Raw genomic sequence first — 12999 nt, 5'->3', positions numbered from 1 at the left:
CTTTTGGCGGTAGCTTTGGTTAGAATATAAAGAGGATCAGTTCTCCTAATAAACTTCTTTAAAGTTTATTAGGGGTGACCTATTACGATGAAGAAATGCTTTGAATCGCTCTCGGAGTAAGGTTCTAACTTTGTTGTTAGAACCCGGCCTCTCACTTTCAGGTTACGAACTGGAAAATTTATGAAACTCTCTTTTTAATTCGGATGTTCTGAGTGCTTTTTTTTACTTTTCAGCATTCATGTGTAGGCAATAAATAAATTGATTTCTATATTCTTTAAGACATTCTGTATTTCTTTGACTCATGTAGATCATGATCTGAAACATAGGAGTCTGGCCTACGTGCATTGTTAAATTCTTGGCGCAGATAACCTTTTATCTGGCGATTAGAATATTTTTCGTGGCCATCATTCTTAAAAAAACCATGTTTTAAATGACCCATATCAGGATCGTTCATTCGCTTCTTTACATATGCTTCTTGGTTTTCAATCGATTTTTCAAACGAAGAGGTATTCCCCATTATTTTAGACTCCTATAAAAGGCGGAGGATTCTACATGATAAAAAACCAATGTCAAATCAAATAGTTAAAAAATAATGGAGATGAAGCGAAAGTTAAATGACGCTTCGCCTCATGATATCTTGACTAGTCAGCTTTGGAGTAATTCAAACTTAATACAGAAGGGAGCATACCTCTGACTTGTTCTACTGGCTGTTTCACTTTAGCCATTAAAAGCTCTCTAAAATGAGGATCAGTTGCAAAATAACGAACGGCACTTTCAACCCCTTTAAAAACACCTACATCGAGTTCTCGTCTTTCTACGCTAGCTTTTAAATCAAGAAGACGATTGTGATCTACACTAGGTGTTGGTGCGGTAAAAAATGAATAGGCTGATGAAATACTACTCCAAAAGGTGTTTTTAGGCTGTTCGGCCTCTGATACCTGTTTCCATGCCAGCATAAATTCTGTAGTACATAAAGGAGCAATTAATTTAATTAATCGTTGAATATCAGGATTAGTGAGAATTGCAGTATTGTCTGTACCATCGTATTTTTGTTGTCCGTTTTTTAAACACCAATTATAAATGGTTTTCATTTCCTCAAGCTGATTATGAAAATCATCGAGGCTAAAATTTTGGAGAATATAACCAGCCGCTCCACAATAGAGAAACATACTTAAAAAATAATTCGCAAATTCAGGAACGGGTAAAAGAAAACCCACAAGCCAAGAACCACCCCATGCTGTAAGCCCTGTACTCATTCCTTGAAAGAGATACATGAGATTGGCATTGTATTCAAAGTTATTAGTGTATTTTCTGAGCGAGGCTTGTTGCTCATCATCATTTGGGTTAAAGGGTTTTGAAGTTAAAATCTTTAAAGCGTCTGCACGTTCTCTTTTGTTTTTTTCAACGGCAGTCATTCCTTCAACAGTTAGTTTGCCCACAGTACTCTCCTTGAAAAAAATAATCAATAAAACCCCATTCATCCTACATGAAATGATGGGAAATATGCTATTTCTTTTTTAAGAAAAATAATACATTTATTAGTAAACAAGTTAACGAATCAATTATATTGATATACAATAAAACACATTGATCAAATATATTTTCAAAATAGATGTCGATAAAAATCAATCTTGATCCCACACAAATTCATGAAGCAAATTTAGGTGAATCTGAGCGAAATGCCCTCCAAGAATTTCTTAAAAGTAAACACATTGATAATATGTGTCTCAAAAATCAAGACTATCAATATACTACAACTCAAGGTATTGAATATGTTTTTTGCTTTACTAAATCGCTATTAAGAAGAAAAAGAAGTAAAAATAAGGAAGGAGAACGATTCGAGATATTTGATTTAAGTAATGAGCCTTTAGGCCAAGGTGGATATGCTGTAGTTCACCCCATATTAGGAACAATTAAGTTTGAAGCCAATAACCCAATTTTAAAAACGAGTAAAAATCGAATAGTCAAAATAGAACAGCATAATGAGTATGATCGAAGTCATTCAGTGCTACAAGAATATAATAATCTAGTCCATGTGGGACATCTAGGTGCTAAACCACCGGTGTTTGTTCATAACAACGGGAATAAAAGTTTGTTAGTAATGAAGCAGGCAAAAGGCATCCCTCTAGAAACATTGCTTAATCCTAACAAACGAAAGAAGTGTGCTGATTTTATTCCCGTCCTTACTGTAGAAAAACGCCTAGAAATTACTTTTGCAATCCTTGATGCAGTGACAGAACAAGTAATTGACAAGGATTTGATTCATCGTGATTTAAAACCAGGCAATATGATAATTGATTTAAGTAAGACGTCTTCCATTACTATTGATAAAGAAGGAAATATAAACGTTGATTCTCCTTCTAAAGTAACCATTATTGATTATGGAAATGCAATAAGAGGTGCACGTATAGAAAATCGCAGAGTAGGTACAGCTGCTTATAGGCCTCCTGAACTCTATTGGGGTACTCCAAGCTATACTCAAAAATCAGATGCCTATGCTGTAGGGCGGATTTTAAGTTATTTATGGGGCGATAATTATAAAAATTATTATTTAGATCATAAATCTCCTTGGAGTGAAATTAAAAAGAAAACTACAAATAATGATTTGTTTTCAGATCCACAAATAGCTCTTTTCAAAAAAGATGAAGAGCAAATAAAGCAATGTCTGAATGGTCTTTTAAAAGAAAATATTGCTGAGCGTTGGACTGTGGAAGAAGCGAGACAATCATTTTTAAAAATGGATCTGAGAAAATATCAATTAAAGAAAGCTCAACATGTGTCTAAAATTGAGCTTAGACAATATGAAGAAGCAATAGAAAAGCAAATTCAAACAATAGTTACTTTGATCTTGCGACTTTCTAAAAAGGGCGACGAGTTAATCCATAGAGGATTTAAACAAGAAGGGAAAAAAGCAGAATATTTAGCAAAGAAATTGAAACAATATACAGAAACACTTGCTAAAAATCCTGATCCCACACTATTTACTCTTTATCGTAGAAAATGTTTTAAAAAAATAGATTCATCCAGAAAGCTATTGCAAAAACACCGTGATTCAAGATGGATAGTTGCTGAAATAATTACTGCAATTAGTTTATTAGGAATTGGATATCTTTTTGCATTAGGAGTTAATTATCAAATTACAGGTAGATTCGGTTTATTTTCGCAAACCAAGTCAGATCAAACAGTTGAAAGGATCAGAAACTCTATTTATCAACTTTCATAAAATTATTAATAAATATATTATATGAGCATCAGTAGGAAAATAGTTGTTTATTGTATGGTGTATGGAGACCTTCAGATTGAAACAGAAGTTAATTTTATTTGACAAATATAAAGAGAATAACTAATCTTGAATTGTGCAATGCAACATAAGGAGATGCTATGAAAAACCAATTTTTTGATCAAAAAATTTTTAATAACTTTGATACCCCAATGCAAAAATTGATGGAGCTCAACGTTAAAATGATGCAAAATTTATCTTATATGAAGCCCCTCGATTTATTAAGTGTAAAAAAACCAGAAGAGATCTTTGAAAAACAAATCGAACTATTTGCCCAAAATAGCCAAATGATGCTTGATTACATGAGAACTACTTTCAATATATTAGAAAATCATTGGTTTAATATTTCTCGTAATTTTGATCCAAGTCAACAAAAAATGATGCAAGAAGCATTCACTACTACAGAAAAAAGCACTAAAAAAGCAGCTACTGTATCTAAGAGTCCCGTCAAAAAAGTTGCTGCTACAAAGAAATCAGCATCAACTGCAAAAAAAGCCACTTCAGATGCTACAACAGCCAAAACTAAAAAAGATACTGCTAAATCGAGTAAAGCACATGACACAAAAACTGAAAAAAAGAAGGCTAAAAAATCTACTCCAACACCTGTTCATGCAAAAGAATCAATAACTCAAAGTACATCAAATGGCAGTGAAAATATATCAACTGTGAATGCCATTCCTGAAAAAACCAGCGCACAAGACTTGAATATCCAAAAACATTAGTAAAAATAATTATGTTATATGCAACTTAGGGGCAATCGGCTAAAATTTAGAGACGCTCCTTGGTTGCTCATGCAATAAATCTTTGGTATCAAGAAATGTTATCTTTCTTACTCATATAACTCAGCCGTATTCATGGATATTCCATATAGTAACTACATATAATTTAAATTCATATATATGTAATCTGTTGATAATTATAATGTGCTTAAATTGAACAACATAGAAAATAATTTAACACAATAAGTGACTGCCATGAAAAAAAACCCACGACCAACTGCATCATATAAAACCGAACAGATTCACACACCAAAAAATATACAAAATACGCATGATTTTACCACTAAAAATTTGATACCTCATAAAAGTGTAGTGCTAACTCCACCTAAGATACCGCTGGTACATGTAAGTTCTTTTCCTATACATAATTTCTTCTACGACAATGTTACATATCCTCAATGGTCTACTGTTATCAACACCAATGCTACTTTGCTAAAAATCGTAAGCAGCATAATAGAAACAAATAAAAGTCGAGAGGAATTTAAACATACTCTTGAGATGGACCAAAAAGAGTGGAGAGCAGAGATACAATCAAATGTAGCCGGTGAAAATTCAAAAGCTAACGAAGCTCCAAAACAACAAGCAACGGAAAAAGACATAATAAAAACAGACAAAAGTCAAGAGGACTTTTTTATATATACCCCTGAGATTGATCAAAAAGAGTGGAGCGCAGAGATACAACCAAATGCAGTCGGTGCAAATCCAAAAGCCAACGAATCTCCAAAACAACAAGCAAATGAACAAACTACTAAAATGTTTACTTCAACAAGGGCATTACAAGATGAAGTGTTCAAGCTGGGCAAAGAACATATCCAGCACAGTCGACTATTCTTGGTAGCGTATAATATATTTGAAGGAACGCTTAAAAAAACCTCCATGCCTTTATTTGAGGTTTTCTACGCCATGGTTGCCGATAAAGATGGAATACCCGAAGAGAAGGTAAAATCCATCCTAAATTTAGCTATGTGGGTTGTTATTGGAATAATAGCTTTCGCCCTTTATGAATGTATCATGAAAGAATTAAATGAAATCAAAACGCTTGATGCCCAAGCTGTTACAAATTACTCTGAAGCAGAAAAGCTGTACAATCAGGCTATCTTAATTGCCCAGGAATGTGTTCGTCAATTGAACTCGATCAGTGAATTAGAGGAAAAGAAAAAAAGAAATGAAAATCTATTAACATTATTAAAAGAATGCACTGATATCGAGAGGAGCCCTTCTATAATTGGTGCGGCGCTCAATAATCTTAGCGCTGTTATTGATAGCATAGTAAATAATAAACCATTAAAAAAAGCTCAATTGGATTGTAAAATTGAACAAGAACTGCAAATTCGTGAAGAAACAGATCCATTAGCATCCGAACTCTTGGAGTTGAAAGGCGCCAAAGGATTTAAAGGTACAGAAAATATCCTGCAGTGTCAAATCGAGGAGACTAATCAACAAATAGGACATAAAAAAGTGGGCCTCAAATTAAAGGTGAAAGAATTGCGCTTTAAAGAATCGCAAATTCATGAGATCAACAACAATACGGAAGAAAAACTAGAAAAGCAAATACAAGGAAAGCTATTTGTCAAAATGGGATTATTTGCCCCGAATTATCTGCATTATCTCGCGGTAAAAGAACAAAACAATTCATTGGAAAATAAGTTAAACAACAAGAAAAGCAATAAAAATGACAGCGAAGAAGATAACAGTCTCAGAATAGTGCGCTAAGCGAAACTTGGCTTATCTTGCAGGCGAAAGTCCAGTTATAGCAGGGAAAGGAATATGGATGACGGAGTCCGATGAAGCGAGCAGGGGATAACGCTATATCAGCAGCCCCCTAGATTTTTGAGGTTGTTTAGATTCGCTGTTGATTGAATTTTTGGAAACTAGGGTTTGATTTGGGCATTTAGCTCTTCGATTTTATCGAGGATTTTTAAGAAATTTTCGCCAAAAGAAGTTACAAAATATTCAACTCTAGGAGGAGTTTCGGGATACGTTTTTTTGTCAAGAATACCGAAATCAATATTTTTTCTAAGACATTGATTTAAAACTTTTGTTGAAAGTCCTTCGACACTTCTTACCATTTCCCCAGGGCGATTGATTCCGTCTCGTAAGAGAGAATAGAGAGTGAGAGACCATTTACATCCATAAATAGTTTCTACCATAGTAGCCGCTTTGAGCGGTGGAGTTTTTTGCTTTAATTTTTTTTTCTCAGACATTTCAATAAGTTGAACCTGAAAGTTCTTACAGTACCAATTGGTACTTACTTTTTTTACGATTATATCTCCTTAATAATTAATTGGATAGAACAAAAATATAAGGTGAATAAAAATGTTACATAAAGATTTAGCCATTATCGTTGGCGGATCAAGTGGTATGGGATTAGAAACAGCAAAAAGACTTTCAGGATATGGTATGGATTTACTAATCACAGGTAGAAATGAGCAAAAGCTTATCAAGGCTGCCGAAGAAATTGATGGAAATAGAGTAGGAGTGGAAATTTCTGAGGTTGATCTGCATAACGAAGATCATCTATCAAGGTTAATTCATAAAATAAATGATGAAGATCGTAAAATAAAATATCTTGTTAATGCAGCTGGAAGTTTCAAGCCTATAAGTTTTTTAGAGCATACGGTAATGGATTATGATCGCCAAATAAATATTAACAAAGCTTTCTTTTTTATTACTCAGGCTGTGGTTCAAAATATGAAGAAAAATAGAGGAGGATCAATTGTTAACATAGGGTCAATGTGGGCCAATCAAGCAGTTAAAGCAACACCTTCTTCAGCTTACTCCATACAAAAAGCAGGGCTTCATTCATTAACTCAACATTTAGCTATGGAACTTGCAGAGTATAATATAAGAGTTAATGCGGTTGCACCAGCAGTAGTAATGACTCCTATTTATAAATCATTTATTGCTGAAGATAAAATTGAGTCTACATTACAAAACTTTAATCAATTTCATCCTATTGGGCGGATAGGTAAAGTGAGCGATGTTGCCGATGCAATTGAGTTTCTTTTATCCGATAAAGCCAGTTGGATAACTGGAGAAATCATTAATGTTGATGGTGGTGTTATGGCTGGAAGAAATTAGACAGGTTCGCAAATATTATTTTTAAATCAGGAACGATTTGCTGTGATGTTTATTGCTTGACTAAAATCCGGTAACATCAATTGCAGTTGTTTCGCCAGTGAGTAAAGCAGCAAATCATTTTCTTGAGCAGCACCAAGCTGTATTGAAATTGGGAGATAATTGTGAAACATAACAGGCATTGTCATAGCAGGTAAATCAGCTTGATTAAACAAAGAAGTAAATGGAGAAAACTCAAGATTTTTTTGTAAATAATCTGCAAACTCATCCTCTGTTTTTAATTCACCAACTAATAAAGGAAGTTGGGCTAAGGCAGGCGTTAAAATTACATCTGTTTCCCTCAATAACTGATGTAATGGACGAAATAATTGGTACAATTTTCTTTTAGCAATGAGATATTCAAATGCAGAAATGGCTTGCCCTTTTTGATAAAAATCCCAGGTAATGGGTTCAAGTTCATCAAGGGTTACTTTTCTTTTTAATTGCATTTCTTGGATTTTTATTGTTGTAAAAGTGTTTGCTGCTATTAAGGTTAGGGCGCACTCACCGATCGTTTTGAAATCTAAAACTAAACTCCGTTTTTGAATCCTATGCCCTAATTTTTTTAATAATTCTTCGGTTTGATGAATAGCAATCAGATAAGGCGATGCTATTGGTACTGGTGAAAAAGCACCTTCTAATCGAATGATATTTAATACTTTCTTAGGTGAAGGCATTGGTAATTTTCGAGGGGTTATTAACTCATGAAATAATGCCTCAGAATCCCTAAGCGAACGAGTTAAGACAAAATTTACTGCCATACCAGACCATAGTTCATTAGTTAAAGGCCCCGATGGCGTGAGTCCATTGGTTGGTTTAAAGCCTATTAATCCACAACATGAAGCAGGGATTCTGATAGAACCACCGCCATCACTTGCGGTTGCAATGGGAGCGATACCTGTTGAAACTGCGGCGGCTGAACCACCTGAAGATCCTCCGCAAGTTCGATTGAGATCGTAGGGATTACGACAAGGCCCATGTAAAATGGATTCAGTAACATAAGAAAGGCCTAGTTCCGGTGTATTTGTTTTTGCAAAAGGAATAAAACCTAAAGAAATCAGCTTAGTTACTAAATCACTAGTGAATATGTCACTATTCATCGCAAAAAAACGAGACCCTTCTGTACTACGAACACCAGTAATATGATGTCCTAAATCTTTAACTAATAAAGGAACTCCATAATAAGGTTCGTCACCACGAAGATTTTTAAGGCATTTCATTGCAAAATCAGGACAACTAAGGACAATGGCATTAAGTAACGGATTAACCTCATTGGCTCGCATTAATGCGCAATCAAGAACTTCACGAGCGCTTATTTTCTTTTTTTTGATGAGTTGAGCAAGAGCGTGTACATCACAGCGAATATATTCGTTGACTAACATTAAATTACCTAATGGCTTAAAACTCAGGAACAATACTTATTGTTCCTGAATTGATATTTTAATTAGTCATCATCATGGCAACTTTTGAATTTTTCTGCCATTTTTTCTTCCATTTTTTTCATTTTGCTTTGTAACTCTGTTTTTTGTTGCGAATTAAGAACAGAATAGATTTGATTTTTAGCGGTTACTTTTGCTTTAATCATGTCCCCAATAAGTTTTGTTTTTTTATCAATCAAGCTATCTACTGTTGCTTGATCCATAGTGGCTGATTCAGATTGTTGTTGGAGTTGTTGCTCCAAATCTTTCATTTGGCTTGCATCATTTTTTATTGTTGAGGCAAGTTGCTCTAAAATGGGTTTGATTTTAGCTTTTTGGCTATCATCAAGTTTTAAAGAGTTAACCATATGTTTCAATCCTTCACCACAACCACAGGAGTGAGCTAGAACAACTGGACTCAGCACTAATGTGCATGCAAATAAAACTGTTTGAGCGATTTTCTTATACATGTTATGTCCATCCTTAGTGAGTTAAATCATAGAATAGTATAGATGATTTTGTTGAAAATAGGATTGAATTCAATAGATTTTTTCTAATGCAAGTGAATTTTTTAAACAGGTCAAAAATGCGAAAGATCATTCAAAAAAGCTTAATAAGTTAAATGTTGCCCGCTTTTAAAGAAATTAGAACTCTTTTTCGTCGCGCCATATCCCATCCCAAACTTCGGGGGGTGTTTTTATTAATATGTGACAACGTTCAATATAAAGTGCCGCTAATTGATCGCCAGGATAGGCTGGAGTAAGTTTTGTAAATAACCAAAGACTTTCGTCCCAATTGCCTTTTTGGTAATGATTAAAGGCTTGCTCGAATTCTACTATATGTTGTTTTAGATGTTGAATATTTTTGGCAGTAATGAGCTCATAAATCGTGGTACTTTCTCGTTTTCCACGAACAGCCACTTCATCAAGCATACGAAAAGAAAAGTGGCTTTGGGCTTCTTCGTAAATGGCTTTACTGACAATAATCTGAGTGTTATAGGCTTTATTAATGGCTTCAAGACGACTTGTTAAATTCACTGAATCGCCTAAAGCTGTAAAACTAAGTCGCTCTTCTGAGCCAACATTACCTACAATAGCTTCCCCTGAATGAATTCCAATTCTCAAAATAAGCTCAGGGAGATCACAATTTTGATTTTTAACATTAAACTTCTTTACTTGTTCTATCATGCTCACTGCAGTTTGGCAGGCATGAAGAATATGAAGCTCATCAGGCAAAGGAGTATTCCAAAGCGCCATAATCGCGTCGCCTATATATTTATCTAATATCCCTTGATGAATCAGAACAGTATCTGTCATCAATTGAAAATATCCAGAGAGATAATTCATTAGTTGTTTGGGAGGGGTAGCTTCTGCGAGTTTAGTGAAATCTTTAATATCAGAAAATAGAATAGTTATGTTTTGGTATTCTCCACCTACTTTAGCAATTTTTCCACTATGTAATAATTTTTTGACTAATGAACTTGGGACATAGCGTTGAAATGAAGCAAGACTCAAACGCATATTTGAAAGACTTTTATCCATGTAGCTGATTTCTTTGATCATCGTTTTAAGTAAAGGTTTGGGTTCAAGATTTAATTGCGTAATTTCTTGAGCCTCTTTAGAGAGTTTAATGATCGGACGGGATATTTTTTGCGAAACAAGACGCGCAATCAGAACACCTAGAATAAGAATAAAAACAGTCAAAAATAATATTCTAAGACTTAGGTTTCTAAGTGGTGCTAAAACATCGCTAGCAGGAACAATAATCGTAATATGCCAAATTTTTTCTGAATTTGCGTTAAAAATGGGTTGATTCACTAAAAAGAATTGCTGATTATTATATTCATAGAATGTCACTGGAATTCGCTGGCTGTCCGAGTCCAGTTTAGAAAGTGGGACCGGGATTTTAAATCGCAGATCTTTAGGTGTTAACCTTTTTCCACGAATATCTAATAGTTGTTTGGGATTTCTATAAGCTATAACTTGATTCTTTTCATTGGTTATATAAATAATTGAGTTTGGTGTCACTTGCAATTTATTAATGAATTTTTGCATGCTATTAACTGCTACATCCATTCCTAATACACCTTCTAGCTTGTGGTGCTCACCATAAATGGGGATTGTTGCAGTGAGGCCATATGTGAAATCAGTGCTTTTAGTGAATGAGTGGAATCTGTAGATATTAGTCCAGACTAATTTCTTCGCTTTAACTGCTTCTTGATACCATGGACGGGTTCTAGGATCATAATTGATGCTTAGTGTTGTCTTTTTTAGAAAATATCCTTGGTCATTATATTCATAACGGGTTTTATAAGGTGGCTTTATTGAATTAGTAATAATATCCACCGCAATTATCCCTGGTTCTTGGCGATCAACTCCATAAACATCCCCCTGTATTGTTGCGTAATAAGCGGCTGAAATTCCTGGATTTTTACTAACAGTGTTAAAAATAAAGGATTCAAATTCATCTCGATCATCAATGATGCCATTGGTTAGCATGTATTGAATTTGGATAAGATCGTGATTTAGGGGCAGTAAATATTCGGAAATATGAGATTTAATTATTTCAGAGGTTTGTTCAATTGAGCTATGAGCACTGGAACTTAGGATTTTATTTAATCCGATGTAATTAATACTAATAATAGTAGCACCAACAAGGCTTAATAAAACCACAAATAAGGTAATAATGCATAAATAAATACTCACTTTGATGTGATGAATCATAATGCTTTTTAGCCTTTTTTTATTTTTTAGTATTATTTTTCTATAAGTATATACGTTTTATAATTAATTTTAGGTCAAGTTGATTTTTATATAATAAGAAGAATGAATAACAATGGAATATGGGGTTTCCCGCATATCCAGCCCAAACTGGTAATGAAAGATATCTATACACTACTTTAGAAAGCCTGTGTCAATAGGAGTCCAACCCAAGGTTCCCAAACCCATTATTGATGATCTTTATCTAATGTCATCACAGCGCTATGAAGATAGTTCCTTTTAATTTAAACCAGATTTTTATGATCCTAATATTAAAGTTGGAGAGGCATTGCGGCAACATTTAGCAAATACCTTATCTAAAAATCCTGATTGTCATTTTCTGGGTTATGAACATGTTTTAAATCATAATTTTCATTTAGCAATAGTCGATGGAGGACTACCGAAGAAGCAAGAAACGATTAGGATTGGTCAGAATCAATACCAGGCTAAATCCTTGGTTAAATATGAATCTTTAAAAATGCAATACGATCGCAAACATATCATTAAAGCCAATAACCATCACTACCCCTACCCCAAAGCAGACGTCATTAAATCCAATTTCTTCAATGCTCTTTGGTATGCAGCCCCAACTGCCTTGGATTTTATTTTGGGTGGCATGTTAATTTACGGTCGAGCTTATTATCAGCAATGAACACATTCCATGCTGGAGCAACCGGTAACACATAGAATTGAGAAACCTATTTCCAAAGAGCAACAAATTTGTGACATGTACATTTTAAAAAGAATTATATTGAGTGAAGAATGGGGCCAACAAGGCACCACGTTGTTTTTTGATGCATGTATCCCTAAAACGATTCAAAAGCTACAACAATTAGTCAAAAAAGAGCAAAGTGAATTCGCTAATTTGCAACAATGTGTCGCAAAAAGTGGTTGGGCTTTATGCAGAAGCAAATTGACCGCTTACTTTTATTTAGCCATTACACAAAGTCCGGCTCCTAGTGCAGCGATCAACTTATTAATAGAAAACGACATTACACCTAAAAAATGGATTGAATTAATCAGTGAGGAACGTCAACTATCTGTTCATCAAAGCAGTGAAAGAGTATCCATCTAAGGGTAAAAGAAAAGCACGAAAACTATCTTACTTGTTCCTAGAACCTAGGCTACGTACATAGGCCAGCCAGGAGTTATTTTCCTAATAAGAGACAATCTGAGAAATATGACTTCACTGCGGAGATTGATCAATCAGAAATAATGTTCGTTCTGGATAAAATAGTATCACTTAAGGTGACTTAATGAGTTCATTGCCAGTTTGGGCTGGATATGAGGTAAAACCCAATATGTTGATAATTTAATCCCAATATTTTCTTGTAATCCGCGTGTACTCAGTGGCCATAAGATTACCCCAAATAGAATAACACCTCCTTATTTTCCCATTTCCTTATTTAACAGATATTCAACTATAATTTTATTGAATTAGAAGATGGATTGTTGCAAATACAATCTCATTCATGATGCAGGGATATTTGTAAAAGGAATTTGGACTATGAACAAACTATCTAATACTCCATTAACATCGAAACAACAAAAACGTCTATCTAAGCAGGCCTCATTAAATATCTATAACAAATCAGCATAAGCATCATAATTAAAATTGATTGTTGAAACAGTCCTCCCTTCATGAA

Annotated in this window: 10 protein-coding genes and 1 pseudogene; 5 read left to right on the top strand and 6 right to left on the bottom strand. The window is 34.3% G+C overall.

The annotated features are described in order from the left end of the window. Window positions 1–274 precede the first annotated feature (274 nt). Window positions 275–517, bottom strand: coding sequence for a hypothetical protein (locus Lsan_RS12335; protein ID WP_058514545.1), 243 nt, complete (start codon window positions 515–517; stop codon window positions 275–277). 124 nt (window positions 518–641) lie between these two features. Next, a complete protein-coding gene (locus Lsan_RS12330; protein WP_058514544.1) occupies window positions 642–1439 on the bottom strand; it encodes a hypothetical protein in 798 nt (265 codons plus the stop codon). A 173-nt stretch (window positions 1440–1612) separates the two neighbouring features. On the opposite strand from Lsan_RS12330, the gene legK1 reads away from it, so the two are divergent. The 3 genes from legK1 to Lsan_RS12315 all read left to right on the top strand — a co-directional run bounded on the left by legK1 (window position 1613) and on the right by Lsan_RS12315 (window position 5772). After that, window positions 1613–3223: a Dot/Icm T4SS effector kinase LegK1 gene (legK1, locus tag Lsan_RS12325; RefSeq protein WP_058514543.1), complete on the top strand. Its 1611-nt coding sequence runs from the start codon at window positions 1613–1615 to the stop codon at window positions 3221–3223. 158 nt (window positions 3224–3381) lie between these two features. Continuing rightward, window positions 3382–4002: a hypothetical protein gene (locus Lsan_RS12320; protein ID WP_058514542.1), complete on the top strand. Its 621-nt coding sequence runs from the start codon at window positions 3382–3384 to the stop codon at window positions 4000–4002. A gap of 252 nt (window positions 4003–4254) precedes the next feature. Next, a complete protein-coding gene (locus tag Lsan_RS12315; protein WP_058514541.1) occupies window positions 4255–5772 on the top strand; it encodes a hypothetical protein in 1518 nt (505 codons plus the stop codon). 158 nt (window positions 5773–5930) lie between these two features. Here Lsan_RS12315 and Lsan_RS12310 read toward each other — a convergent pair whose 3' ends face one another. Then, window positions 5931–6263 carry a winged helix-turn-helix transcriptional regulator gene (locus tag Lsan_RS12310; RefSeq protein ID WP_058514540.1) on the bottom strand — a complete coding sequence of 111 codons (333 nt, stop codon included), beginning with the start codon at window positions 6261–6263 and terminating at the stop codon, window positions 5931–5933. A gap of 112 nt (window positions 6264–6375) precedes the next feature. Here Lsan_RS12310 and Lsan_RS12305 point away from each other — a divergent pair, with 112 nt between their 5' ends. Then, window positions 6376–7140, top strand: coding sequence for an SDR family NAD(P)-dependent oxidoreductase (locus Lsan_RS12305; RefSeq protein ID WP_058514539.1), 765 nt, complete (start codon window positions 6376–6378; stop codon window positions 7138–7140). A gap of 26 nt (window positions 7141–7166) precedes the next feature. Here the strand turns inward: Lsan_RS12305 and Lsan_RS12300 are convergent, their stop codons facing one another. From Lsan_RS12300 to Lsan_RS12290, 3 genes are all read right to left on the bottom strand, one after another. Continuing rightward, a complete protein-coding gene (locus Lsan_RS12300; protein ID WP_058514538.1) occupies window positions 7167–8558 on the bottom strand; it encodes an amidase in 1392 nt (463 codons plus the stop codon). A gap of 62 nt (window positions 8559–8620) precedes the next feature. After that, a complete protein-coding gene (locus Lsan_RS12295; RefSeq protein ID WP_058514537.1) occupies window positions 8621–9064 on the bottom strand; it encodes a Spy/CpxP family protein refolding chaperone in 444 nt (147 codons plus the stop codon). A gap of 174 nt (window positions 9065–9238) precedes the next feature. Continuing rightward, window positions 9239–11317 carry an adenylate/guanylate cyclase domain-containing protein gene (locus tag Lsan_RS12290; RefSeq protein WP_058514536.1) on the bottom strand — a complete coding sequence of 693 codons (2079 nt, stop codon included), beginning with the start codon at window positions 11315–11317 and terminating at the stop codon, window positions 9239–9241. A gap of 286 nt (window positions 11318–11603) precedes the next feature. Here Lsan_RS12290 and Lsan_RS12285 point away from each other — a divergent pair. Further along, window positions 11604–12428 (top strand): annotated as a pseudogene (locus tag Lsan_RS12285) (lpg2912 family Dot/Icm T4SS effector); the annotation flags it as partial. Between the last annotated feature and the right edge of the window lie 571 nt (window positions 12429–12999).

Origin of the sequence: Legionella santicrucis (assembly GCF_001468135.1) — a bacterium.
Taxonomy (GTDB): Bacteria; Pseudomonadota; Gammaproteobacteria; order Legionellales; family Legionellaceae; genus Legionella; species Legionella santicrucis.
This window is presented reverse-complemented; position numbering and strand designations above follow the sequence as displayed.